Source organism: Kordia antarctica, assembly GCF_009901525.1.
Lineage (GTDB): Bacteria > Bacteroidota > Bacteroidia > Flavobacteriales > Flavobacteriaceae > Kordia > Kordia antarctica.
Window position 1 is genome coordinate 999,193 of record NZ_CP019288.1, and the last position, 26,096, is coordinate 1,025,288.

General features: G+C 31.5%; 19 protein-coding genes. 4 read left to right on the top strand and 15 right to left on the bottom strand.

What is annotated here, in order from left to right:
- Nucleotides 1-51 precede the first annotated feature (51 nt).
- The 7 genes from IMCC3317_RS03900 to IMCC3317_RS03930 all read right to left on the bottom strand — a co-directional run bounded on the left by IMCC3317_RS03900 (nucleotide 52) and on the right by IMCC3317_RS03930 (nucleotide 13,212).
- Nucleotides 52-8,724 carry a non-ribosomal peptide synthetase gene (locus tag IMCC3317_RS03900; RefSeq protein ID WP_160128199.1) on the bottom strand — a complete coding sequence of 2,891 codons (8,673 nt, stop codon included), beginning with the start codon at nucleotides 8,722-8,724 and terminating at the stop codon, nucleotides 52-54.
- Nucleotides 8,725-8,761: 37 nt separating this feature from the next.
- Nucleotides 8,762-9,427 (bottom strand): 4'-phosphopantetheinyl transferase family protein, encoded by a 666-nt coding sequence (locus IMCC3317_RS03905; RefSeq protein ID WP_394351586.1) that lies wholly within the window; start codon nucleotides 9,425-9,427, stop codon nucleotides 8,762-8,764.
- A 61-nt stretch (nucleotides 9,428-9,488) separates the two neighbouring features.
- Nucleotides 9,489-10,745 carry a sulfate adenylyltransferase subunit 1 gene (locus IMCC3317_RS03910; RefSeq protein ID WP_160128200.1) on the bottom strand — a complete coding sequence of 419 codons (1,257 nt, stop codon included), beginning with the start codon at nucleotides 10,743-10,745 and terminating at the stop codon, nucleotides 9,489-9,491.
- 9 nt (nucleotides 10,746-10,754) lie between these two features.
- The gene (gene cysD / locus IMCC3317_RS03915; protein ID WP_160128201.1) at nucleotides 10,755-11,660 is read right to left on the bottom strand and encodes a sulfate adenylyltransferase subunit CysD; all 906 of its coding nucleotides are present in this window, start codon (nucleotides 11,658-11,660) and stop codon (nucleotides 10,755-10,757) included.
- Nucleotides 11,653-12,255, bottom strand: a complete 603-nt coding sequence (cysC, locus tag IMCC3317_RS03920) for an adenylyl-sulfate kinase (protein WP_160128202.1) — start codon at nucleotides 12,253-12,255, stop codon at nucleotides 11,653-11,655. Before cysC ends, cysD begins: the two co-directional genes overlap by 8 nt.
- Complete coding sequence (locus tag IMCC3317_RS03925) at nucleotides 12,248-12,496, bottom strand: DUF2061 domain-containing protein (protein WP_160128203.1); 249 nt, start codon at nucleotides 12,494-12,496, stop codon at nucleotides 12,248-12,250. Before IMCC3317_RS03925 ends, cysC begins: the two co-directional genes overlap by 8 nt.
- Nucleotides 12,497-12,699: 203 nt before the next feature.
- Complete coding sequence (locus IMCC3317_RS03930) at nucleotides 12,700-13,212, bottom strand: UpxY family transcription antiterminator (protein ID WP_160128204.1); 513 nt, start codon at nucleotides 13,210-13,212, stop codon at nucleotides 12,700-12,702.
- 900 nt (nucleotides 13,213-14,112) lie between these two features.
- On the opposite strand from IMCC3317_RS03930, the gene IMCC3317_RS03935 reads away from it, so the two are divergent.
- Complete coding sequence (locus IMCC3317_RS03935) at nucleotides 14,113-15,171, top strand: polysaccharide pyruvyl transferase family protein (protein WP_160128205.1); 1,059 nt, start codon at nucleotides 14,113-14,115, stop codon at nucleotides 15,169-15,171.
- Nucleotides 15,172-15,222: 51 nt separating this feature from the next.
- Here IMCC3317_RS03935 and IMCC3317_RS03940 read toward each other — a convergent pair whose 3' ends face one another.
- Both IMCC3317_RS03940 and IMCC3317_RS03945 read right to left on the bottom strand, forming a co-directional pair.
- Nucleotides 15,223-16,311 carry a hypothetical protein gene (locus IMCC3317_RS03940; RefSeq protein ID WP_160128206.1) on the bottom strand — a complete coding sequence of 363 codons (1,089 nt, stop codon included), beginning with the start codon at nucleotides 16,309-16,311 and terminating at the stop codon, nucleotides 15,223-15,225.
- A 64-nt stretch (nucleotides 16,312-16,375) separates the two neighbouring features.
- Nucleotides 16,376-16,642, bottom strand: a complete 267-nt coding sequence (locus IMCC3317_RS03945; protein WP_160128207.1) for an acyl carrier protein — start codon at nucleotides 16,640-16,642, stop codon at nucleotides 16,376-16,378.
- Nucleotides 16,643-16,716: 74 nt separating this feature from the next.
- On the opposite strand from IMCC3317_RS03945, the gene IMCC3317_RS03950 reads away from it, so the two are divergent.
- Both IMCC3317_RS03950 and IMCC3317_RS03955 read left to right on the top strand, forming a co-directional pair.
- Entirely contained in the window at nucleotides 16,717-17,967 is a 1,251-nt protein-coding gene (locus tag IMCC3317_RS03950; RefSeq protein ID WP_160128208.1) for an exo-beta-N-acetylmuramidase NamZ family protein, read from the top strand.
- Between the two features lie 40 nt (nucleotides 17,968-18,007).
- Complete coding sequence (locus tag IMCC3317_RS03955) at nucleotides 18,008-18,940, top strand: hypothetical protein (protein ID WP_160128209.1); 933 nt, start codon at nucleotides 18,008-18,010, stop codon at nucleotides 18,938-18,940.
- 198 nt (nucleotides 18,941-19,138) lie between these two features.
- Here IMCC3317_RS03955 and IMCC3317_RS03960 read toward each other — a convergent pair whose 3' ends face one another.
- From IMCC3317_RS03960 to IMCC3317_RS03985, 6 genes are all read right to left on the bottom strand, one after another.
- Nucleotides 19,139-20,677 carry a YifB family Mg chelatase-like AAA ATPase gene (locus IMCC3317_RS03960; protein ID WP_160128210.1) on the bottom strand — a complete coding sequence of 513 codons (1,539 nt, stop codon included), beginning with the start codon at nucleotides 20,675-20,677 and terminating at the stop codon, nucleotides 19,139-19,141.
- Between the two features lie 100 nt (nucleotides 20,678-20,777).
- Nucleotides 20,778-21,416: a response regulator gene (locus IMCC3317_RS03965; protein WP_160128211.1), complete on the bottom strand. Its 639-nt coding sequence runs from the start codon at nucleotides 21,414-21,416 to the stop codon at nucleotides 20,778-20,780.
- 3 nt (nucleotides 21,417-21,419) lie between these two features.
- The gene (locus IMCC3317_RS03970) at nucleotides 21,420-23,528 is read right to left on the bottom strand and encodes a tetratricopeptide repeat-containing sensor histidine kinase (protein WP_160128212.1); all 2,109 of its coding nucleotides are present in this window, start codon (nucleotides 23,526-23,528) and stop codon (nucleotides 21,420-21,422) included.
- A gap of 6 nt (nucleotides 23,529-23,534) precedes the next feature.
- Complete coding sequence (locus IMCC3317_RS03975; protein WP_160128213.1) at nucleotides 23,535-24,014, bottom strand: hypothetical protein; 480 nt, start codon at nucleotides 24,012-24,014, stop codon at nucleotides 23,535-23,537.
- A gap of 136 nt (nucleotides 24,015-24,150) precedes the next feature.
- The gene (locus tag IMCC3317_RS03980; protein ID WP_160128214.1) at nucleotides 24,151-24,813 is read right to left on the bottom strand and encodes a hypothetical protein; all 663 of its coding nucleotides are present in this window, start codon (nucleotides 24,811-24,813) and stop codon (nucleotides 24,151-24,153) included.
- Between the two features lie 73 nt (nucleotides 24,814-24,886).
- Nucleotides 24,887-25,354 carry a hypothetical protein gene (locus tag IMCC3317_RS03985; RefSeq protein WP_160128215.1) on the bottom strand — a complete coding sequence of 156 codons (468 nt, stop codon included), beginning with the start codon at nucleotides 25,352-25,354 and terminating at the stop codon, nucleotides 24,887-24,889.
- Between the two features lie 369 nt (nucleotides 25,355-25,723).
- Here IMCC3317_RS03985 and IMCC3317_RS03990 point away from each other — a divergent pair, with 369 nt between their 5' ends.
- Complete coding sequence (locus IMCC3317_RS03990; protein ID WP_160128216.1) at nucleotides 25,724-26,095, top strand: RDD family protein; 372 nt, start codon at nucleotides 25,724-25,726, stop codon at nucleotides 26,093-26,095.
- The last annotated feature ends 1 nt before the right edge of the window (nucleotide 26,096 follow it).

Here is a 26,096-nt window from a genome sequence, read left to right on the forward strand (position 1 = left end):
GAACATTGAATTGCCACGAATAGTGTGCGTATGCAATTCATTATATATTATTTAAATAATTACTTCGTCTTCTTCTATTTGATCTTGTGTAGTGTATTGTTTTTGTGATAGATAAAACTCAACCAACATAGCTAAATCTTTTACTGTTAAAGCTTCATAAAGATTTGAAATAGAGAAATTAGTCTCGTATTTTTTATTGATTTTATTAATCAATAATACTCCTTGCAAGCTGTTTCCGCCTAATTCGAAAAAATTGTGATCTATTCCAATTGTTTTTACTTCTATATTTAAGACTGCTGCCAAAAGTTCTGATATTGATTTTTCAACTTCTGAAGTTGGTGCTTTGTATACAACTGTATTTAAATTGTTAGCTTCTGGTTCAGGTAATTTTTTTCTATCTATTTTTCCTGTACGTGTTAGAGGAAAAGTATCCATTGTTATGAATCGCTGAGGAATCATGTATTTGGGTAATATCTTAGCTAGTTTTTCTTTGACATCTGCATCTTCTTCTTCTTTATTTTTTTGAAGATATGCCGTTAACACTTTTCTTTCTAATACTTCTTTTACTAATACAACCGCTTTTTCAATACCTTCTATTTGTAATAATTGATATTCTATTTCAGCAAGTTCAATTCTAAATCCATTGATTTTTGTTTGCTGGTCTTTACGCCTTAGAAATATAATTTCTCCATTAGGCAATTTCTTTCCAATGTCACCTGATTTGTAGTATCGTTTATTCGGTGAATTTGAATCTTTGGTGAATACTTTTTTCGTTTGTTCTTTCTTGTTTAAATATCCCAACGATAAAAAGGCGCTTTTAAAAACGATTTCTCCTTCTTCATATATTTTAGCTACTTCTCCACTGCTATTTTGTATGAATACATCAGTATTTGTAACACTTTTACCAATAGATAGATTATTTCCTATAACTACTGAATTATGATTAAAGAACTTTTGCGATACAATGGTTGCTTCTGTAGGTCCGTAATCGTTGATTAAGAAAGCCTCTTTACTAAAGTGATTGGTAAATAATTCGAAATCTAATTTGTGACAAGATTCTCCTCCAAGATCTACAATACGAACCGAACTTAGTTTTTGTTTTTCATCTACTATATTCAAGAAAGCTCTGTATAATGTAGGAACCATGTGAATGATAGATATTTGATAATGCGATATCCAGATTGATAAATTATGAATATCATCTTTTAATAAGTTGTAAAAACTCACACTAGCACCATTTAAAATTGCTCCATATATATCTTTTACAGAAGCGTCAAACGTGTAACTTGAAAAAACACTGAGATTGTCTTCCGTTGTGATATGAATATTATTTGTGTACGTTTTGATGTAATGAAGTACATTTCTTTGGTTTTGAATGACTCCTTTTGGAACTCCAGTCGATCCTGAAGTATATAAAACATACGCTTCGCTATTTGGTGTACAATTACTTGTGGTTTTTATATTTTCTTCTTGTTGATTTTGTAATGATATTTCATGTATAATAAGACTTTCATCTCTCTCAACAACCTGATTAACTACTAGTTTTGTTTCTTTTGCATATAGCAATTGTTTACAATTCGCATCTTTTAAGATATATAAGATTCGATCTAATGGTGCGTCATTATCTATAGGAACATATGAACAACCTGATTTTAATGTCGCCAGCATTCCTATCACTGCAAATTCATTATGTGGTAATAGTAAAGCAATGCGTTCTGTTAAGACTGATGTTCTATTTTTAGAAACCTCAGCAGCTACATAATTTGCCAGTACATTTAGTTGATTATACGTTACTGTATTTACAGCGATGGCGTTCGGCGTTTTACGTACTTGCTTTTCAAAACGACTTGAAATTGTTTGCTCAATTTCTTCATTTTCAAAAAGTGTAAATGCATTGGTTGGTCTTGCTTCTTCTTCGTGTACTGTTTCGTAATCGAACAGTGTATATTTTTTAAGTGGTTTTGTATCTTCTTCTACAATTTGTTCAATAAGTGCTAATATTTCATTGGTCCATAAAGCAATGGTTTTTTGTGTAAAGACTTTATTATTGTAAACACAATTTAACTCTATTCCATTTGCATATGTTTTCCCATAATATTCTAAATCAAATTTTGGAACTGCATCAGTAGCTTCATGTTTAGCTTCAAAATTAGTAATAATAGTTGTGTGCTCTTCATCGAAATCAACCATATTAAAAAACACTGGACTCATTGGAAAACGATTTTCAGTAATTGCTACATTTAAATTTTCCAGTAATTTTTCGAATGGATAGTTTTGATTTTTTAGTGCATTTTTTAATGTATTTCCAACATTCTTAATCCATTGCTTCGCAGAAATATTTTCATCAAATTCATTTCGAATCATCAAAGTATTTATAAAACATCCAGCGACATTTTTTAATTGGTAATGATTTCTATTTGCAACTGGAATTCCTATGATGATATCTTTTTCTGAAGTTAATCTACTTAATATCATTTTTAAGCTAGACAAGAGTACTCCAAAAACACTTGTAGCAGATGATTGTGCTAGCGTTTCTATCTTGATTTTAACTTTTTCAGATATAAAAATAGAATACGAAGCTGCTGTTTTTTCTTTTTCTTTTATAATTGGAAAATCAGAAGGCAAATCAAGATATGTTAATGATCCTGAGAATTGTTGTTTCCAATATTCTTTCAATTCTGTGTATTCTTCTAAAGCGATTTGTTCATTTTGCCAACCACAATAGTCTTTGTATTGAATGGGTAATTCTGGTAAATCAGGCACCGCATTTTTTAACCTAGCTTCATACAATTTTAATAAGTCTCTTTGCAAAATATGCATTGTCCATCCATCTCCAATACTGTGATGCAAATTAAAAAACAATAATGTTCCATTTGTATTCACAACGAGTGCAACTTTAAATAGTGGGAAACTGTTTAAATCGAAAATATGTTCAAAAACAAAAGTTTTTGCTTCCTCTACGTTACTAAATAAGGGAATTTCAATTTCTTGAATTTCAAAAATAGATTGCCTTGGCATGCCAGCATCTTCCACAAACACAGTTCTTAAAGCTTCATGCCTAATGACTAAATCTTGAAAAGATTCTTTAAAAACCTCCACATTAGTGTCTTTAGGTAAATCGAAAGCACTGTAAATATTGAATTCTTTTGAGCCGCCTTGAAGTTTATCAATCAACCAATATCGCATTTGTGAAGGCGAAATAGCATAATGCTCTTGTATTGATACTTTTATAATTTCTCCACCATACGTCGTTGATGATTCAATTAATTGTGCATGATTTTTAATCGTCGTTTGACTGAATAAATCTTTCAGAGCTATCGATTTTCCAAATGTTTTCTGATAAGCACTTAGCAGTTTTGTGATTAGCAAACTATGTCCTCCTAATTCAAAGAAATCATCAGCAACACTAATTTTTTCTGTATGTAAAAGCTGCTCCCATATTTTCGAGATTGCTATTTCTGTATCTGAAGTAGGTTTTTTATAAACTTTAGTCGTAACATCTTTAATAGATATTTCTGGTAAACGATCATAATTTACTTTTCCATTTGCTGTTAAAGGAATCGCCTCAACTTGAACATAACTTTTAGGAATCATATAATCCGGTAACTGAGTTTGTAAATACTCGCTAAGATCGTTTTTGTCAATTTCAGAAGTTGCCACATAGTATGCAACTAAACTGTCTATATTATTTTTAGAGTTTAATACAACTATTGATTGAGAAATACCGTTTGGGTAAGAATTTACACAATGTATAATTTCTTCTAATTCAATACGATATCCTCTAATTTTAATTTGATGATCTATTCTACCATGAAATGCTATATTTCCATCGGGCAACCAACACGCTCTATCACCTGTTTTATATAGTTTTTCTCCTTCTTTAAATGGATGATCAATAAAGTTTTTAGCTGTGATTTCCTGTCGGTTCCAATATCCTTTCGATACTCCTAAACCAGAAATGTATAATTCTCCAACAACATTTATTGGTTGTATTTGTAACCCTTTTGAAAGTATATACACTTGAGTATTGTCAATAGGTTTTCCAATAGGAACATTTGGAGCTAACGTTTGATTGCATTTAAAAACTGTAGTCACAACAGTATTTTCTGTTGGTCCATAATTATTGTAAACATCAATCGTTGTTGATGAATTGTATGTAAAAGCTTCTCCTCCAGTTAATAACTTTGTCCGTACTTCATCAGTATTTTGAGCTAAAACTTCCTGACAAACTTTAGAAGGCAGATAAGAATGTGTTATTTGATTCGTATTCAAAAATGATATTAAAGAAGGAATATGCAATCGTATTTCATTGTCTTCAATAGGATACAACGTTGCTCCTGAAATTAAATACGGATATATTTCCCAAACTGATGCGTCAAATCCAATACTTGAGAATAATGTTCCTCTACTTCCTTTTGTCACCATATAGTAGCGAACATGCCATTGGCAAAGGTTCATTAAATTACCATGCGTAATCATTACTCCTTTAGGCTTTCCTGTAGAACCAGAAGTATAAATAATGTATGCTAGTGTATTGTTTTGAAGTTTTGTTGAATGCTCAGAAATATTCCAATTACTGTATGATTGGAAGTTTTTGATAGTTTGCGCGTTAACAATTAGTACCGCAGACGTATCTTCTATGATATACTGAATTCTTTTCTTAGGATATTGAGTATCTACAGGAACATATGCTGCTCCTATTTTCAATATTCCTAATAACGTTGTGATTAAGTGTTCATTTCGATCTAATTTCACGACCACAAGATCACCTTCTTTTATTCCGAATTCTTTTTGTAAATAGTGTCCAAATGCATTCGATTTTTCATGTAATTCTTTATACGTAAATGACGATTGCTCACTTTGAACAGCAATGTAATTAGGATGTTTTTTTACTTGTGTTTTGTATGCATCAATCACAGTTAAAGAGCGATCAATGTCTATTTTTGTATTATTAAATTCATTAACGATCCTTTCTTTTTCTTGGTCAGAAATGAAATTAATATTTTGAATATCCTTCTCGGGAGTTGTCAATAGTGCATTCACTGCAATTTCTAAGTGACCTATCATTCTTGCAACAAACTCCTCAGTATATATGTCTGTGTTGTATTGTAATTCAAGTGTTAAACTGGTTTCTGTAGTTTTTATAAAATTAAAAACTAAATCATATTGACATGAATTTCTAGTTAACTCATAAGGTTCAAATGTAATATTTCCTTGTTTTTCCAAATCACTAGATTGTGATTGATTTTGCAAAACAACCATCACATCAAACAATGGTGATCTGGAAAGATCTCTTTGTAATGAAAGTTCTTCAATCAATTGATTGAATGGGTAACTTTGGTGTGCTAGAACTGTGTTTATTTTTGAACCAGTTTTTTGTACTATCGTTGCAAAGGAATCTTTTGGCTTCACTATGCTTTTTAAAGCCACCGTATTTATGTAGAGACCTATTTGTTCTTCTAAATCTGGATGTTCTCTACCAGCAACAGGAATTCCTGTTATGATTTCTTCTTGACTACTGTAACGTGAGAGCAAAACGTTTACCGCTGAAGATAAAACAGTATATAAGGTTACTTTGTGCGACTTTGAAAAATCATCTAATTTCTTGAACGACTCTGAAGAATATTCATACCAAATACTATTTCCGGAATAGGATTTTATTACCGGACGTTTTTGATATCCTGGAATTGACAATGTTGTAACTCGTTCTGCAAATTCATCTAACCAATAATTTTTAGACTCTTCAAATGCTTCTGTTTTATTTTGTGCTTCAAGCCATATGGTGTAGTCTTTATATTGTATGGCATCAGTATTTACTTCTAATTTAACTTCTCCAGATAATAATGTGTCATAGTGATGTAATACTGATTTTGTTAGGACTTCCATTGAATATCCATCAGCTATGATGTGATGCAAACGAATGTGGAATATTGCTTCATTATTGCTAGTTTTTATCAATATGGCTTTGCACAAAGGCGCTTCAGATAAAGTAAAATCATGTGCCTGAAGTGTATTTACATAGTCAGTTAGTTTTGCTTCTGATATTTCTTCAGCAGAAATATCAACGACATCAACACATTGTGATACTTCGCTTTCTTCTAGTATATATTGAGAAATCTCTCCATGCTCATTTTTCTTAAAAACAGTTCTTAAAGATTCATGTTGTACTACAATATGTTCAAATGCTTTTACAAATAGTTTTTCATCTATTGCACCAATTACCTTCACTGCTCCAGAAATCACATATGCTTCTTTTGCGTCTGATAAATGGCTCATTATCCAAAATCTATTTTGGCTTGGAGTTAGCGGATAATATTCTTTCTTCTCAATTTTTGATATTGGCGCATAGTTATCATCTTTTAAGTATTTGCACATTTCTTCAATAATAGGATATTGAAAAAATTCTTTGTAGTTAATACTTCCGTCTAATTCTTTGTATATTTTGTTAATGATCTTTCCTATCATTAAACTATGCCCACCAAGCTCAAAAAAGTTATCGCGAATTCCAATTTTTTCAACGCCTAAAACTTCACTCCATATTTTTGCAAGCCTTTGTTCTTTTTCATTCCTCGGAGCTATATAATTGTCATTAAATTGACAGTCAGACTTCAAATCTTCCAATGCTTTTTTGTCTATTTTTCCATTTGGTGTTAACGGAATAGCGTCTAGCTGAATAAAACGACTAGGAATCATATAGCTTGGTAACTGCTCTTGAAGGTATAGTTTTAGTGCATCTAAATGTATCGTTTCATTAGCTGTATAATACCCAAGTAGTACTTGGTTACTTACTATGATTACAGCTTGACCAATAGCATCAGAATAGGAAGTTACCGCATTTTCTATTTCACCTAATTCAATACGGTAACCTCTGAGTTTTACTTGATGATCTTTTCTTCCTAAATATTCTATATTTTTATTTGTAGACCATTTAGCAATATCACCTGTATCATACATGCGTTTCCCTTCTTCAAAAGGATTATTGACAAACTTTTCGTTAGTCAATTCTTGACGATTCAAATATCCTTTCGCCAATCCATTGCCTGAAAGGTATAAACGCCCAGGAACTCCTAAAGGCAACAATTCTAGATTATCATCAAGGATATATGCACGTGTATTAGAAATAGGCACTCCAATTGGAATGGATTTTATATATTCTTTTTCGGGGTCTAATTGATAAAAAGTACTGTACGTAGTATCTTCTGATGGCCCATATAGATTACGAATTTCAGCCTTTGTTTTTAATAATTTATTTCCAATATCTACTGGAAAAGGTTCTCCTGCTAAGTTTATGATACTTACATTATCCAAACTACATCCATGCTCAATAATATTACGCATTGCAGAAGGCACCGTATTGATTAAAATTTTTGTGTCTTTTTTTAACGCTTCAGTTGCTTCTAAAATATCTTTGAGTATTCTGATTTTCTTTCCAATAGAAAGCGAGAAAAACATCTCGTATATTGATAAATCAAAACAATGTGAAGTTGCCGCATATACAATGTCTATTTTATCAGCATCAAACTCTTTTTGAGCCCAATGAATAAAAGCTACGGCATTTTTATGAGAGATCATTACTCCTTTTGGATTTCCTGTAGTTCCAGAAGTGTATATGACATACGCCAAACTCTCATCGTCTCTTGTAATTGACAGGTTTTCTTTGCTATAATTATTTTCTACTTGATAGAAATTTTTAATAAATTCCGCGTCGATAATTACTTTAGATTTACTGTCTTTTTCAATATATGCGATACGTTGCTTCGGGTATTTTACGTCTACAGGAACGTAAGCCGCTCCTGTTTTTAGAACAGCAAGAATCGTTATTAATAAATTTTCATCTCTTTCAAGTTTTATTGCTATTAAATCATTTGCCAGCGTTTTATACGTCTCTTGTATGTAATATGCTAGTTGATTTGCTCTTTCATTAAGTTCCGCATAGCTTAAGGTATTGTTATGAATTATTAAAGCTATTGCATGTGGTGTTTTTATTACTTGTTCTTCAAATAAGTCAACTAATGTTTTATGTTCAGGATAACTTTCAGTAGCAGCATTATATGCTGTAAGTAATTGTTCTTGTTCTTTTGTCGTTACAATTGTTATTTTTTCAATTGCTACATTAATATATTGTTCTAACTCAAGTATCCAATTTTTGAAATTCGTTAGAAAATGACTAGCAATTGCTTTAGTTACAAAAGAGGCATCATATACAATTTCTAATGCTAAATTAGCACTTGATGTATGAACTGAAAGTGTGAATGGAATCATTGAAGCAGATTCACTAGGCTTGCTATTGTATAAAAAACTATAGGTAGCATACTTAGCAAAAGGATATTTTTCATGAAGCTTGTTTTCATCATAATTCGTATGCTTATAAACTTCTTGAACTTCTTTCTTTGTTTCCTGCAAATATGTTTTTAGCGTAGCGTTTTTTATAGAACCAGATTTGAATAGTAATTGTATATCTTCTGCTCCAACTTTTGAAGAAAAGATATCGTTTTCTGTATTAAAATAACGCCTTAAAAGTGCATTAAAAACGCTTAACAAAACCGTATATTGAGCCATTGGAGAAGCGTTGGTTAGTTTTGAAAAGTATGCCAAATGTTCTTTGACAATAACTTCCTTAACTACTTCCTTTTTATTAGAAGCAGAAGAACTATCTTCTGTTATTGAACTACTGATTTTCTGAAGCCAGTAATTAGAAGCTATTTGTTGTTTGATAGTATCCAATGTTATATATAACTTTATGAATTACTTATGGAGTAAATTAATTTTGTGCGTTGTAAAACTCTTTAATATCGATTTTTCTTACCGTTATTTCTTTATTGCTAAATTTTTGATCTTGAGAAATATGACACGCATATTCTTTATGTAAGTCTATTTCGGAAACATAAAATGTTTTTGTTTCGACACAGGTTTCATTATTTTTAATTTCAAATGATTTTAGCGGAATAGACAATCCTCTTCCCATTGCTTTTAAAACCGCTTCTTTTTGTGTCCAATATCTAAAAAATTCTTTTTGAGGACATACAGAGTTAAATATTTTTTGTTCTTCATATAAAGTCATTTGACCCTTAAAGTCTACTATTTTTATAGCATGCGATTTTTCAATATCAATACCAATATCTGAACGATTATTTGTAAAAACAGCGACTACTAATTCTCCTGAATGAGAGATATTGAATTGCACATTATTATCTTGAAAATAAGGCTTGTTATATTCTGTATACAACAACTTTTTAAAATCTGCTTTATTAGCAAAATGAGACAATCCTTCTTTCACTAACAACCTACCTAATAAAGACAATTGAACATCTTGCCATCTATGGTACCTTAAAAGTCTTTCTTGATATGTCTTCGGGAAAAAACTTAAACAACTATCTAGTAAAAGTTTGTGTTTTTTTTCCTGGATTTTAGAATAAAGTAAAAGCAATATTTAATACTAAATTATAGTCTGTTGTAAGTTATGTTTGATTGTTATTTCTCATTTATAATTACACAACCATTGCTGCTGCGACAGTTTCGTTGGTTGTTTCATCAATAAGAATAAGACTTCCTGTTATTCTATTCTCTTTATATAAATCTACCATTAACGGCTTGGTAATTTTAAGCTTCACCTTGCATATGTCATTCATCTTCAAACCTTCACATTCATAGTCTTTTTCTAAAGTTTTTATATCTATTTTATAGATAATTTCTTTAATGATAGCCTTCTGTTCATTAGTTGTTTGTTTTATAAAATACTTAGCTCTTGGTTTAGCTGCATCGGTATGTAACCAACAAAGCATCACTTCTATATCTTGGACTATATTAGGTTTATTATTAGATTTTACAATCATGTCTCCCCGACTGATATCAATATTATCTTCTAATGCTATAGAAATAGACATTGGAGCAAAAACCTCTTGCATATCTTTATCATACTTGTATATTGTTTTAACTTTAGAAGTAAGTCCTGAAGGCAATACGGTAATTTCATCTCCTTTTCTAAGTACGCCACTTGCCAATCGACCTACATACCTTCTATAGTCTTGATCAACTTCGTTCTGAGGTCTTAATATTGTTTGAATAGGAAAACGAACACTTGCTTCATTGATATCGTTATTTATAGGTATTATTTCTAACGTGTGAAGTAAAGGATCTCCTTTATACCATTCCATCCTTGACGATTTATCTACTACATTGTCACCAAGCAGTGCGCTCATAGGTATAAATCTAATATCATTTATGGATAATTTTGATGAAAATATTTTGAATTCATTAACTATAGTATCGTATACATCTTTCGAAAAATTCACTAAATCCATTTTATTAATACACACAATTGCATTTGGAATTTTAAGTAAGGATGCAATAAAAGAATGCCTCTTTGTCTGCTCTGTTACACCATATCTTACATCTACTAAAATGATTGCCAAATTAGCTGTTGATGCTCCAGTAAACATGTTTCTAGTGTATTGAACATGACCTGGTGTATCAGCAATGATAAACTTTCGTTTTGGTGTTGTAAAATACTGGTAGGCTACATCTATTGTTATGCCTTGTTCCCACTCATCGCGTAATCCATCAGTAAATAAAGTAAGGTCAATTTCATCATTGCCTTTTCTTTTACTTATTCTTTTAACATTCTGCAGTTGATCTTCATAAATAGATTTAGAGTCATATAAAAGTCTCCCAATCAGTGTACTTTTTCCATCATCTACATTTCCTGATGTAATAAATCTCAGTAGTTGGTTATTGTCTATTTTCATTTTTTTTATTTAAAAATATCCTTGACGTTTACGATCTTCCATTGCTGTTAAGGAACGTTTATCATCAGCCCTATTTCCGCGTTCAGTAAATCTAATTGTTGAGATTTCATCTACAATTTTTGTAACAGTATCTGCTTCTGATTCAATTCCTCCAGTGATGGTAATATCACCTAGTGTTCTAAAGCGTATTTGCTTCGTAACTACTTCTTCAGATGCATCTAAATTGATATGTTCTGAGAAAGGAATCCATGAATTATTTCTCCAGATTACTTTCCGTTGGTGTGAAAAATATAAAGAAGGTATTTCTATGTTTTCTCTTTTGATATAATTCCAAACATCCATTTCAGTCCAATTACTTATTGGGAAAACCCTAAAATGTTCCCCTTCAAAATGTCTCCCATTGAATATATTCCATAATTCAGGGCGTTGATTTTTAGGATTCCATTGCCCAAAATCATCTCTATGAGAGAAAAAACGTTCTTTAGCTCTAACTTTTTCCTCATCTCGTCTTGCGCCTCCAATAGCACAATCGATTTTATTTTCTTCTATTAAATCTAATAGTGTTACTATTTGCAAAGCATTTCTTGTTGAGTGCTTTCCTTTTTCTTCAACTGCACGCCCCCGATCAATCGATTTTTGAACTGAGCCTACGATAAGATGAACTCCTAAGCTTTCTATTAAATTATCTCTAAATTGAATGGTCTCTGGAAAATTGTGTCCTGTATCTACATGTACTAATGCAAATGGCATTTTAGATGGATAAAAAGCTTTTCTTGCTAAATGTGTAACTAAAATAGAATCTTTTCCTCCAGAAAATAGAATTACTGGGTTTTCAAATTGTGCCCAAGCCTCACGTAATATGAAGATAGCTTCTGATTCTAATTCATCTAAATAATTTAAATAATATTTATTCATTAATCTTAGCTTCTAATTTATTCTGAACAAAATTTAATATTCGTTTTATAGATTCTTCTATTGTCTCTTTTTCTGTATCTATAATAATATCAGGGTTTTCAGGTGCTTCATAAGGATCCGAAATTCCTGTAAAATTCTTTATTTCTCCTTTTCTCGCTTTTTTATATAAGCCTTTACAATCTCTACGTTCACATTCCTCTAAACTTGTACTAACATAGACTTCAATATAATTTTGAGGCGTTACTATTTTCTTGATAAGCGATCTACTCTTTTTATAAGGAGTAATAAAAGCTGATAAAACTATAGTACCTGAATCAACAAATAGCTTTGTGATTTCAGCAATACGCCTAAGGTTTTCTTCTCTGTCATTTGCTGTAAATTTTAAATCTTTATTAATTCCAGCCCTGATATTATCTCCATCTAACAAATATGTTCTCATTCCTTTATCAAATAAACTTCTCTCTAAGGCATTTGAGAGCGTTGATTTGCCTGAACCAGAAAGTCCCGTAAACCATATTGCAAAAGAAGCATGCCCATTTAATTCATTACGCTCTGCTTTTTTTACTCCAAAAGAAAAAGGTGTTAAGTTATTCATTTCCTATTTTTCTACTTGATCTAGAGGTTAAACCAAAGTTAGATTTATACCAAAAACGTTCATGATAATAGTATAAAATCATTTTTAATACAGATTCTGTTAATGCAATCCCGAGTGCTTTTTCAACAGCATGTGAATCCTCTTTAAAGAATAAAATGGCTAATAAAAATGTAGTTATTGACGCCAATATTCTCCATGTAATTGTTTTTACAATATGTCTTCTTTTTGATATGTCTTTCATTTCTATTGATACTAGTTTAGTAATGTAAAAAATATTCTATAATAATTTTCAGAAGTTCCTATATAAAGATCAAATTATTATGAGTAATTAGAAAAATTTGTGAAATGAATCGAACTCATTGTGATTACTTAAAACACTAATTAAATAATAAAGAATTCTACTTTTTTAATTTAACTAAAACGTGGATACTATTTCATGTAACTTTATGCAACACCTTCAAAAGAATAAGAAGGTATTGTAGCTATAATGTTTTGTCGTAACGAATCGATTCTTACAATAATTTTATTATGATTGTCAACTTTTATAATCTCACAATTCAGTCCATTTAATGGCCCATAATTGATTTTTTTTATTTCGCCTATTTCGGGAAGCTTTATATTAGTCTCAATGTCGGTGATATTTACATCACCAACTAAGAGTTTAATTTGTTCAATTTCTTTTGTTGTTACACGTGCATATTCATTCCTAAAACGAATGAAAGAGCATACACCATTTAAAGACAATGCTTTGTGATACTCTAACGAAGAATTTATATTGACAAACACATACGATGGGAACAACGGTTTTATGATAGTTTTCTTTCGGTCACTCCATTGTTTAATGGTTTTTATCTGTGGCAAAAAAGGATCTAAAGAAATTTCTTTTAAAGATTCATAAACCTTTCTTTCCCAACGAGATCTTACATATAATACGTGCCAACCTATATTAAATTTCATAACAATTAATTAATTATTAAGCATGGCTACGCCGCTCTCAGTCACATAAGAAGGATGACTTAGTAATTTTCCAAAAGGAAATAAATGAGTTTAAAAACTCATTTGCAAAAACATTTCTACAGGGGGAAATTTCGGAAATATTCACTAACCTTTGCACTGCTAATATCTGCATTATTTCTTTTGAATACAAGTTTAAATATTAAAAAATTAAAAACAAAAACCGCACTTTGCACAAAGCAAGATTTTTAATGCAAGATGTACTCTATGGAGTAGCGTATTTTCTTAAAATAATTACCAAAAAATACACTATTTCTAAATTTTGATAATTTAAATGAAATAATAAGAAAATTTCCGAAACTGAAAACAATTGTCCATCTTTGTTATTGTGATGAAATAAACTGCACTAAGATATTTTCTAAAAGCAACTGAATGGAAGTAAAAACAAAGAAATACGCTAATTTATTTGAAATATATCACAGAAACGCTCTAAATAATCCTCAAAGCAATTATATAGAACAAAACAAATCTCATTATACATATGCAGAATGCAATGAGATAATCAATAAAATCGCTTCCTATTTACAAAATAAACACTGGCGATATATTTGAACATACAGCAAACAAATTTAGTTTTGTATCTAGAAATACTTTTATAAAGTATAAAGGCTATAAAATAAATCCAATAGAGATTGAAATACATTTAATTACTCATAAATCTATTGATGACTGTAGAGTTTTATTAATCAACGGTATATTGACTGCTGAAGTAGTCACCACTAACTTGGGAATTGTTAAAGAATACTTGAAAGAGCAATTGAGAGGTTTTTTGATTCCTGATAGAGTAGAAATTGTTGAGTCAATAAAACGAACTAAAACAGGTAAAATAATTAGACATTGATTATGATTAGAATATTAACATTTTTTGATTGCTACAATTATGGTGCTTACTTACAAGCATATGCATTACATAAATTTTTAATAGAAAGAGGATTCGAAAATGAGTTCATTAATTATAGAACTAAGAAGAGTATCAATAACGAATTCAATGAAGAGCTAAAGCCAGGTGCTAAAAACATTAAATTATATCTTAAAATCTTGTTTAAGGTTTTAAATTTTAAATTGTATCAGCGAAAGTTAAAAAAAACAAAACCGATTTACGTATCGGCAGATCTTAGGAATATGAAGTTTGACAAAGTCATTATTGGCAGTGATCAAATTTGGTGTTACACACAAGAATGGGGAGGTATAGATACTACCTATTTCTCTGATAATATAAACGCAGAAACAATCATTGCATATGCCGCAAGTTTAGGACCCGATAATTTTAACAAACAGCATCCAAGGTCAATTTTAAGATTAATGAAAAAATTTGATCATGTCGGTGTTAGAGATTACAACACGTTAAACTTCGCTAAATTAGCGCGTCCAGACGATAAAAAAGGACCTCATTTAGTTTTAGATCCAACCTTAATATATGATTTCAATAAAGAGATTAAAATGCCTTCTGTCAAAAACTACATTATATTTTATTCAGATAAGCTTGAACCTTCTCATGATGTCATAGCGAATGTAAAAAAGATTGCGAGAGAAAAAAATCTCAAAATAATTTCCTTAGGAAAATCGTATGATTGGTGCGATAAAAACATCATCTCATTGGCTCCTTTTTTGTGGATGGGCTATATGAAAAATGCTGACATGGTGATTACATGTATGTTTCATGGGTTACTTTTCTCTGTGAAATTTCAAACAGAATTTATGATGTTCTTAAATGAACATAGAAAAAACAAATGTTTAGATTTCTTGAAAAGAATTGATCTTGAAAATAGAGTTATTAATCAGCCTGAAGATGTAGTCGATTTGTTTAACACCAAGATAAATTACAAAAAAGTTGATTCATTTTTACAAACTGAAATAAAGCATTCTAAAGAATTTTTAATAAGCGCTTTAACAGGTAACTAACACAACTGTAATCATGTTAAGCTCTTAAAGCCAATTGTCATTCGGACAGCTTCATTTTTTGAGATCAGCTATTATTTTTGAAGTAAGTTCAGGCAGCTTAATTTTTATTCGTTCAATATTCTCATGAAACTCCAAAAGCATCTCAATTGAAAATTTTTCGTGTTGCCATGCAGTAAATGAAGCACCAATTTTAAGACGTTCAATTAAGATTTGATTTCCTTTTTCATTTTCTCCCATTGGATCAAGGTAAATTAATGGCGTTCCTGTAATAATTGAATCCACTATCGTCATTCCTCCCGGTTTGGAAATAATTGCTTTGCTATCAACAATTAAATCTAACGCACTATGATAATCGTTATTATTAGAATACAATATAGTATCCGTTGAAATAATTTCACCTAGTCTTGGGAAATGAGAAACACCAAAACCATTGTTTATAGGATCCCAGTTTGGATCATTCATATAAAAAGTAGTATTCTTTTTTTGAGAAACATACTTAGAGAAATCTTTTACTAAGATTCTTTTAATAAGATTTTCTGGCAATTGTTGCGTTGTTTCCAAAAAGTTCCCAAGTCCCCATCCGCCTCCGTGAATCACAACTGATTGTTTTCTTTCGCCAAAAGGAATATAATGTAGCGTTGGTATCGATAGTTTATAATTTATTTTCCCTTCGTTAAGATCCAAAAAAGAATACGTTTCCTGAATGGCAACCTCATCATTCATTCTCCATGTCACAGCATCACCAGCATCTAGTCTACATAATTTTACAGAAAGTTGTGGATTAGATTTGGAATATAAAGACAACAGGTCTAACCAAAGTCCAGAAAAACACAAGAATTCAGAAACCTTTGCTGCTTCCCATCTTTTGAACAATATTTCGACCTTATCAGGATCAAACATATCAGATGAATCAACAGACAATTTAGTAGCGAGTTTGGCAAGCTTATAGTTTTTACTGAAAGCAATTTTTGATGCTTCAAAAGTCTTTCTCTTTGCGTCGGTGAAGAGATGCTCAATAAGCAATACTTCGCTGTCAAATCCGACTGTTTTCAAACTATTAGCTGTAATACGAGCTGGAAAATAAACTCCAAATCCGAAAAGAGATGTTAATACCTTTGGTGCAGCTATTTTTTTAGACATTACTTTAATTATAATCCATTTTTATACTGAAAAGCTTTTCTCATTCTGTTGCAATCAATTTATATTATTTTTCCGCTATGCATTCACTGATAAACTTCTCTAAATACATATACTTCTTAAAATATCTTAGATCCAAATTCCCCACATCAATTTCAATATCAAACTCATTTTCTACTTCTAAAATAAATTCTAGAAACTGTAATGAATTCAATCCAATTTCATTAATCAAATCAACTTCATTAGTTAATTCATTTGGCTGTACATTTCTTGATAAAACTTCAGTCAATACTTTCGCTATTTTTTCTTTTAAAAGATTCTGATTATTATTCATTTTGCACTATATTTAAATTCTGAAGTCCTAAAATAGGGCATTTTAATATACTATTATCATTTTATATATAAATTATGAAATATTTTAAAGTTTTAATAATTATAAGTTTACTCATAATTATTTCTTTATTTCTTTTTACAAATCTAAAGACCGCTACTGATGAAAACACTGATCAAAATGAAATTGTAATAGCTGATCAAAATACGATTTTAACAGGTGCAGATCAAGTACATGAATACTTACCGTATCTAAAAGACAAAAGAGTTGGACTTTTAGTGAATACCTCTTCAATAATTGAGAATACTTCACTTGTAGATAGTCTTCTCTCTCACAAAGTCAAGATAAAATACATTTTTGGTCCCGAACATGGTTTTCGATCAAATGCGGGCAATGGAGTTTCAATAAAAGATGAAGTTGATCCTACCACAGGAATTCCTATCGTATCTTTATATGGAGGAACAAGAAAACCGACAAAAGACCAAATGGATGCATTGGATGTGATCGTATTTGATATACAAGATGTAGGATGTAGATTTTTCACTTATATAAACAAGCTTTATGATATTATGGAAGCTTGCGCAGAAAATAATAAAGAGTTGATCATCTTAGATCGTCCAAATCCGAATGGTTACGTAGACGGACCTGTTTTAGATATGAAACTTAAGTCAGGAATAGGAAAATTTCCAGTACCAATAACTCATGGAATGACAATGGCAGAATTTGCACAAATGATCAATGGAGAAGGTTGGTTACCAAATAAAGCTACATGTAAGCTACGCATAATAGCTCTTAAAAATTATACACATTCAACGTATTATGAATTACCGGTAAGTCCGTCACCCAATCTCAACACGCAAGCATCTATAATGCTCTACCCATCACTATGTTTATTTGAAGGAACAATAATTAGCCAAGGAAGAGGAACTTATATGCCATTTACGGTATTAGGGAATCCTAAATTAAAAGATCAATATCCATTCTCATTTACTCCAAAAAGCATATCTGGTATGAGTATGAGCCCTTTACATATGGATAAAACCTGCTACGGAATAGACTTAAGAAAGTATGATGTTGAACAGCTACTTAAAACAAAGAAAATCAACCTGAAATGGTTATTAGAGTTCTACCAGAACTATCCAGATAAAGAAAGGTTTTTTGATAAATCTCAGAGTTCACAAATTGGAGATTTCGATAAATTAGCTGGCACCGTTAATCTAAAAATGCAGATCATAGCTGGAATATCTGAGGAAGAAATAAGAGCAAGTTGGGAACCAAAGTTGTCGAAATACAAGAATATGAGAGAAAAATATGTAATTTATGAATAGGTTTCAATTTCATAATTAATAGATTAAAAAAACAAATGAAATGAAGAAAATCGCTTCTCTTTCTGCAATTGAATATGATTTAGGGAAAAGTCAACCCATTGATACATTAGATTTTTTAAAAAATGATCAGGATAAATTAAATATCTATAAAAAAGCGGGTTCAAATTACTTTGCAGCATCTGAAATATCAAATATTGACCTTTGCTTTAATGCAATCGAAAAAACGCTAAACGCCACTTCTGTCAAAAAAGATGCAATTGATGTAGTTTTATATGTTTCTGAAAATGCTACACGAGGTTACAGTATTAATATCATTGATGTAAATAAACTTCTGTTGAAAGCTGGTTTAAACAAAGCATTACCAATCGGCATTTCTCTTTCTGATTGTGCTAATATAATCACTGGCTTACAAGTAGGCGTAAGCATGATTGCCTCAGGAATGGCGAACAATGTCCTTTTAGTTTGTTCTGATATGATAACTGGAGAAGACGAAAAGCGAAAAGTGGAGCGCGATACATCAATTTTCAGCGATGGAGCAGTAAGTTGTATTCTAAGTAAGCCAGGGAATGGTGACTTTGATATTTGCAGTTTGATCAATGAAAATTTACCATCTTTATGGGCGATGAATTCAGAAGCTCACAAACATGAATATTCAATGGAAAAGTTTAAAACCATTCATCGTATCAGTCGGGCTATTCTTAAAGAGAATATGTTAACCACTGCAAATATCAAAAAAGTATTTACTAGTAATTATTCTCTACCTACTAATAAATTGTTTGTTAAAATGACTGGTTGTAAGGCAGACAAAGGATTTTACGATAATATTGGAAGGTTTGGTCATACACTAGCCGGAGATATACTTATAAACCTTAAAAACTTCTATGAAGATAACACCATAAATTCTGGTGATGCTTTTCTCTCGCTCGTAGATTCACATTCAACTTGTGGAGCTATCGTATTTTGTAAGAATTAGGTTTTCTCATTTAACGTTTTGATTTAATAGTAAAAATCAACTAACAAAACCTTTGTAAATAAATTATAATTAAAATCAAACTCATGGTCTCAGGCTATTCAATAAAGTGGATTTGCAACAAAATTTTGGACAAAAGTTAAGAGACTTATGCTGCAGCTTTTTTTTACAAATCCACTCGATTTATAATCACAAAATATCTCATCCCAACCAACCTTCTCTATCCAAACTTCTGTATTGAATAGCTTCTGCAATATGATCTGGTAAAATATTTGGCTCATTTCCTAAATCAGCAATGGTTCGTGCAACTTTTAAAATTCGGTCATACGCTCTTGCAGATAAACCTAAACGCTCCATGGCATTTTTGAGAAGGTTTAGCGCTTCTTTATCAAGTTTGCAATGCTTACGGATTTGCTTCGTATTCATTTGCGCATTGCTATGTAATATTTCAGAATCCTTAAACCGTTCAATTTGAACTTCACGCGCTTTGATAACACGTTTTCGAATGGTTTCACTAGTTTCACCTTTTCGTTCTTCCGAAAGTTTTTCAAAAGGAACTGGTGTGACTTCAATATGAATATCAATTCGATCTAATAAAGGTCCTGAAATTTTTCCCATGTAGCGATGCATTTCCATTGCCGAAGCGCCCATAGGCGAGTTTGGATCGTTGAAAAAACCGCTTGGACTCGGATTCATACTTGCCACCAACATGAAACTACTTGGATAGGTGATGGTAAATCGCGCCCTGGAAATCGTTACTTCTCTGTCTTCCAACGGTTGTCGCATAACTTCTAAGACACTTCGTTTGAATTCAGGTAATTCATCTAAGAATAATACACCGTTATGCGCTAAAGAGATTTCTCCAGGTTGCGGATAACTTCCGCCGCCAACTAAAGCAACGTCTGAAATTGTATGATGTGGATTTCGAAAAGGTCGCTCAGAAATAAGTCCTGATTTGTGTTTTGTATTCCCAACTACAGAATGAATTTTAGTTGTTTCTAAGGCTTCTTGAAGTGTTAATGGCGGTAAAATTGACGGCAATCGTTTTGCCAACATCGTTTTTCCTGAACCTGGAGGACCAATGAGAATGACGTTGTGTCCGCCAGCCGCGGCAATTTCCATACAACGTTTGATACTTTCTTGCCCTTTTACATCGGAGAAATCAAATTCTGGAAACGCAAGATTGTTTAAGAATTCTGCGCGCGTGTCTATTATTGTTTGCTCTAACGGTTCGCCTTTGTCAAAGAAATTTATGACTTGTTTGATGTTTTCTACACCATAGACTTCCAAGTTATTGACAACTGCGGCTTCTTTGGCGTTTTGTTTTGGTAAGATGAATCCTTTGAAACCTTCTTCTCTTGCTTTGATGGCAATTGGTAATACGCCACGAATTGGTTGCAAACTTCCGTCTAAGGATAATTCGCCCATAATGACATATTTTTCAAGGTTTTCAGATTTTATTTGGTCGGAAGCGGCTAAGATTCCTATTGCTAATGTTAAATCGTACGAACTTCCTTCTTTGCGCAAATCTGCTGGCGCCATGTTAATGGTTAGTTTCTTCCCCGGAATTTTGTACTCATTGTTTTGCAACGCTGCCGCAATGCGATAGTTGCTTTCTTTAATTGCATTATCGGGCAAACCGACTAAGTGATATCCAATTCCTTTTGCAATATTTACTTCTACAGTAATTGTTGTGGCTTCAATACCAAATACGGCACTTCCATATACTTTTTTGAGCATTTTTAGCGTAGTTTTTCATAAATCTATGCTTTTATAAAGTGGTTTCCTAGTTGGTTTTTGTAAGCGTTGCTTTTTGTTTGTGAGCGTTGGGTTTTTTAGACTAAATCTCCACAAAACCATTCAAAAACGCATAATTCACTAACTCCGAAACGGAATGAATGTTGAGTTTGCTGTATAGATTTTTTTTGTGCGATTGTACCGTATTTACAGAAATGAACAACAATGCTGCGATTTCTTTGGTCTTTTTGTTTTGTGCGATGAGTTTTAGAACGTCTATTTCACGTGGCGTGAGTTTAACGTTTTTAGATTTTTCTGTTGTTGGAACGTCTGTTAAATCATCAAGTAAAATGGTGGTTAATCTTGAATCTACAAAAGATTCGCCTTTGCCAACTTTGTGAATGGCTTCAATGAGCATTTCTTTGCTTGTATTTTTTAAAATGTAGCCTTTTGCGCCTTTGCTCATTGCTTTTTTGATGTATTCAATTTGGTTGTGCATCGTGAGCATTAATACGTGTACGACAAGTTCTTTTGCTTTTAGCGCATCTAACACTTCTAATCCATCCATTTCTGGCATGGAAATGTCTAGAATTAAGACATCTACCGATTGTGCTTGTAGAAATTGAAGCGCTTCTTTTCCTGAAGTTACAATGTGTATTTCAAATGTTTCCGAACTGTTTTGAAGCATTAATTCAATACCTTCAGAAACAAGACTGTGATCGTCGCAAATTAGTAATTTCATAGTTTAGTGTATTGGAATGTCAATGTTTACAATAGTTCCACGCAATTCATTGGAATCAATATGGCAAGAACCATCTAGTATTTTGAGTTCTTTTTTTAGATTTTTTAAGCCAATTCCGTAGCGTTTTTTTTCAACTTTAAATCCTTTTCCATTATCTTCTACCATCATATTTATGTGATTGGAATTGCGTGTAATATTGATGCTCAATTCGCTCGCTTGTGCATGTTTTAATACGTTATTGACCAATTCTTGTAATATTCGAAAGATAAAGATACTCGTTTGCGAATTCTGAAACGTTTCCAAACCATGAATGGTTGTGTATACTTTTAAGTTTCGGTTTTCTACTTTTTTGGAAAAGTTTGTGATTGCATTTTCCAGGTTGAATTCTGGAATTGGATCTTTGTCAAATCGATGCGAAATAGCGCGCACTTCATCGGTTACATTATCTAGTATTTGATTCGTTTTTTCATAGAGTTTTTTTGTGCCTTCATGAGTTTCAATTACATTTTTATCAAATGCCTGAAAGTGAAATTTCACGGAAGTGAGCAAGCTTCCTATATTGTTATGCAATTCTTTAGAGATTTCCTCTTTTTCCTTTTCCTTAGCGGATAATGTAGCGTTTATAATTTGTATTTCCTGATCGTTGACAAGGTTTTGCATTTTTTGTTTGAGTAAGATTTCTTGTTGATTTGCTAATTGATTCGCTGCTTTTTTTAGTTTGTAAAAATACACCGAAATGATGATGACCAAACTGAGGATAATCGCGAAAGCAATTAAATACCCATATAATTTTTTGTTTTCTTCTTGCTTTCTAAAAGCTACTTCTTCGGCTAATGCACGCTCTTTTTCTAGCAATGAAATTTCTACTTTTTTTACTTCTGATTGATACGATTTTTGCAATGCAGCAATTTCCCAAAGCTTTTGTTCATTGAATACGGAATCATTTAATACTTCATATTGCAATTGATATTCATACGCTTTTTGATAGTTTCCTTCGCTTTGCGCAAATTCGCTTTGTTTTTTGGCTATATAACGCTTTAACGTTAGTTTTTCGTCACCTTCAGAAAGTACAATTGCTTTTTGTAATTCAGATTTCGCTTTTACCAATTGATTTTTATATTGATAGATATTTGCACGTGCAATATGAATTTTTGCTTTGATTGAAGTTTCTTTTTTATGCTGTTCTAAACGTGTTGCTTTTTGCAGATAATTCAACGCAAGTGCCGTATTTTTTTTTGCGTATAATTCGGCAATATTCAAATAACCTCTTACTAATTGAGATGAATCTGAAATTTTTTCTTTGAGCTGAATGCTTTTTTTGAAATATTCCAACGAAAGTGAATCATCACCTTTTTCGTAGAATAATGCGCCCAAATTGTTATACATTTTGGCAGTTTGAGAACTATTTTCTTTCTCTTTGTAATGGTTTAATGCTTTTGTATAATAGAATTCCGCAAGTTTGTAATTGTTTGACAGACTGTATACATTTCCAAGATTTGAATACGCTGCAATTGTTTGCCTATTAGTGGTTTCTTGATTGTTTAATAGCAATGATTTTTGGTAATGATAGATAGCGGAATCGTAAATACCAGTCGTAGTATATACATTTGCAATATTTACATGTGTACTAATTTGTTGTTTATGCGTAATGCTACTATCTGTAAGCGCCAATCCTTTTTTATAGTTCGCCAACGCTTCTTCATAGAATTCATTTTTTTTGAATAGCAATGCTTTTGTATTGTACACAGCAAGTAATCCTTTGTAGTTTTGAGCAGTTTCTTCTAGCTTTTCCGATTTTTGCAATACGTGCAATGCACTGTCTAGTTGTTTTTTACTATTCCAATAATGCGCTTGAATTCTAAGGCTTCTGGCACTTCCTTTTTTATAGTTATGTATTGTTGCTAAAGAATCGGCAGTTTTGGCAAGTACATAGCAATTTTCCCAAGCTCTTTTTCTTAAAAATTTAAAAGCATTCGTATTTAAACTATCAATATGTTGTACATGTTTTGTTGGTATGGAAGCTTTTTCTTGCTTACAACCAACAAAACATATAACAACTAGTATCATACTACTTAGTATGTGTATGATTTTATGATTTACAGTGTATTTCATTCCAAATTAAAGAATTGTTTCGTCTATAATATCGGTATCTTCATACGTAATTACGGTACGTTTTGTTCCTGTTGGATCATCTATCGGTATTTCATTGCTAACTATGGAGGTATTAATGACAAGAATATCAAATGTGCTCGCATTAAATTTAAAATCTGGATAATTATCTTTAGTAATTTTTAAAAATTTATTGATTGGATACCGTTCTATAGTCTCTATATTTTCAGTCATTAGATTTTCTTTAGATTCAAAAATTAAGTTTAAAACTAAAAATCCTATTTCAGATCCAGGTTCTGAGAAACTAAAATTACTTAAATTGAATTTTTTAAATTTCACATTTGGAATTTCTAACCAAGTGGTCGTATAAATATGCAATATATTAGCTTCTTCTCCTTTGTTTCGAGCAATATTAGTATCAAAATGTATAATATGGGAGTTTAGTGTTGTTAGTGTTTCAAGTCTTTCTTGTGTTTTTGTTTTTTCCATGATTACTTTTTTAGGTAGTTATGTATGTTCTTAAATTATGAAATTTACTTCTATGTATATATGTAAATACTGTTTTATTTATATAATTAAAATTACAGGACAATCCGAAGATTGCCCCGTAACACACTAAACTGACCTATAAACATGGTTCTATATGTGTGATTAGTTCTGCATTGTCACCTGTTGGAATAAATTTCCCTGTTTCAGAATCATATGCAACAGAAATAGTATCAACTCCGCCACCAAATTTTAATGCGGTCATTGGAGAAGTTACATTTGTAACTACCGTATTACTGACTACATTACTTTCCAACCATATATAAACTGTTGTATAAGGCGTCATTACTGCTGTATGCGCTAGTAATGTTGGAACCGCCGAAATTGCGTTTCCTGCAATGTCCGTTCCATTAACATTTGCATCTTGAAATAAACCAACAGTCATATAATCCTTGTTAGAGTATTTATTTTCTAATGCATATGAATTTGGTTTTCCGCCACTTGCTGGTCCAGATGTAGAACCATCAGGCTCTAGTGTATATAATTTATTTTGTATGGCTCCAACTGGTACACTCGATAATTGACTCAGTCTTGCACCATTTACAACATCACTGGTAGATGCATAAATTCCGTATTCTTCTTTCCATGTGATGGTATTTCCTTGTAAAGGTTTATATACTTGCCAAGCTACGTTTGGATTTCCTCCACCAGTTGGTTTTGCTACGATTACGTTAATTCCTGCAATGTATATGTTTCGCAACTGCTCATTTGTAAAAGCAGTTTTTAAATTGAATGTTGACATAATTCTATTTTTTAAAATTTCTCCTACTCTATTTGATGGCTTTTCGGATTACACCATAAGTACCAATTGATTTTTAGTTACACTGACAGTTTTCTTCCTGTGCCGCTAACATTAATAAAGCTAAATCTCCAGATGATAATTCATCCATACTTTTAGCTGCTAAACCTGGCATTGGTAATTTGATATCAAAGCTCTTTTCTACACATTTTTTACCAACAAATGGTAAGTCAATGCAACCTTGTAATTTCAAGTTAAAACTGATTGTTTGATCGGTTACTTTAAAGTTTCTAATAGAAATTTTGATCGATACTCTTGGTATTGGATTAAATTCAAAATCTACATCTGCATTGAATGAAAATGTTTTTGAAAAGTTTCCGAAAGGAGTTTCAGCAGTTATTCTTATTTGTACTGATCCATCGCCATCGGCAGTTAATTCAGCACAAACTCTAAATCCTAATACGCTAGGTGTGCATTTTCTAACAGATTGCACATCGAATCCTTCGTATACTTCGTTACTTTTTACTGTAGTAATTGTTGACATAATTTTATTATTTAAAAGTTTTCGTTCTTACTCTGTAAAGGCTTTTCAGATTCCGCCTGTTAATGATCATTATTTTGTACACTCCAAAACTATGACAACGCTACATGCTAGAAAACACCCGTATATGTGATTTTCAACTCACCTATTTATGTGAGATTCGTTATTACTATTAAGAATACTTCATGAAAAAAAACTTCAATCTCTTATTATTGTTGAGATGAAAGCATTTATGATGAAAATTCAAGGAAAAGAAATAGTTCGAACCATTTTTCCTATTTGTGAAGATTTTTTACTTATTTATCAATGAAATTATATTTTTTCGGATGTAATATATTTGTGTAATTCCTTATTATTTTTCATTTTTAGCACATGAAAGGAATTGACAAGTCCGTACGATTAGCAAATTTTTTGATTGACATCACAATCATTTTAATTATTTCTGTCATTTTAATGATTGCTTCAGCATTGTTTGGTAGCTCAGAAAGGTCTTTTTTATACTTGATCCTATTTTTCTATTATTTGATTTTAGAAGCTACAACTGGACAAACAATTGGGAAAATGCTGACAAATACAAAAGTTGTACATACAGATGGTTCGAAAGCTAGTTTTATAAGAATTTGTATGCGTTCGCTATTGCGAATATTCCCGTTGGATATGTTTACATATCTTTTTGGAAAGGAATATGGATTGCACGATTTGCTTTCTGGAACAACGTTGATGAAGAAAGAAAATGATTTGTAGT

Bases quoted from the DNA above. Each gene is read 5' to 3' on its own strand.
- IMCC3317_RS03965 (WP_160128211.1), bottom strand. From the start codon at position 21,416: ATGAAATTACTAATTTGCGACGATCACAGTCTTGTTTCTGAAGGTATT.
- IMCC3317_RS03955 (WP_160128209.1), top strand. From the start codon at position 18,008: ATGAAGAAAATCGCTTCTCTTTCTGCAATTGAATATGATTTAGGGAAA.
- cysD (WP_160128201.1), bottom strand. From the start codon at position 11,660: ATGAATAAATATTATTTAAATTATTTAGATGAATTAGAATCAGAAGCT.
- IMCC3317_RS03940 (WP_160128206.1), bottom strand. From the start codon at position 16,311: ATGTCTAAAAAAATAGCTGCACCAAAGGTATTAACATCTCTTTTCGGA.
- IMCC3317_RS03925 (WP_160128203.1), bottom strand. From the start codon at position 12,496: ATGAAAGACATATCAAAAAGAAGACATATTGTAAAAACAATTACATGG.
- IMCC3317_RS03930 (WP_160128204.1), bottom strand. From the start codon at position 13,212: ATGAAATTTAATATAGGTTGGCACGTATTATATGTAAGATCTCGTTGG.
- IMCC3317_RS03985 (WP_160128215.1), bottom strand. From the start codon at position 25,354: ATGTCAACAATTACTACAGTAAAAAGTAACGAAGTATACGAAGGATTC.
- IMCC3317_RS03950 (WP_160128208.1), top strand. From the start codon at position 16,717: ATGAAATATTTTAAAGTTTTAATAATTATAAGTTTACTCATAATTATT.
- IMCC3317_RS03980 (WP_160128214.1), bottom strand. From the start codon at position 24,813: ATGTCAACATTCAATTTAAAAACTGCTTTTACAAATGAGCAGTTGCGA.
- IMCC3317_RS03975 (WP_160128213.1), bottom strand. From the start codon at position 24,014: ATGGAAAAAACAAAAACACAAGAAAGACTTGAAACACTAACAACACTA.
- IMCC3317_RS03935 (WP_160128205.1), top strand. From the start codon at position 14,113: ATGATTAGAATATTAACATTTTTTGATTGCTACAATTATGGTGCTTAC.
- IMCC3317_RS03960 (WP_160128210.1), bottom strand. From the start codon at position 20,677: ATGCTCAAAAAAGTATATGGAAGTGCCGTATTTGGTATTGAAGCCACA.
- IMCC3317_RS03970 (WP_160128212.1), bottom strand. From the start codon at position 23,528: ATGAAATACACTGTAAATCATAAAATCATACACATACTAAGTAGTATG.
- IMCC3317_RS03990 (WP_160128216.1), top strand. From the start codon at position 25,724: ATGAAAGGAATTGACAAGTCCGTACGATTAGCAAATTTTTTGATTGAC.
- IMCC3317_RS03945 (WP_160128207.1), bottom strand. From the start codon at position 16,642: ATGAATAATAATCAGAATCTTTTAAAAGAAAAAATAGCGAAAGTATTG.
- IMCC3317_RS03910 (WP_160128200.1), bottom strand. From the start codon at position 10,745: ATGAAAATAGACAATAACCAACTACTGAGATTTATTACATCAGGAAAT.
- cysC (WP_160128202.1), bottom strand. From the start codon at position 12,255: ATGAATAACTTAACACCTTTTTCTTTTGGAGTAAAAAAAGCAGAGCGT.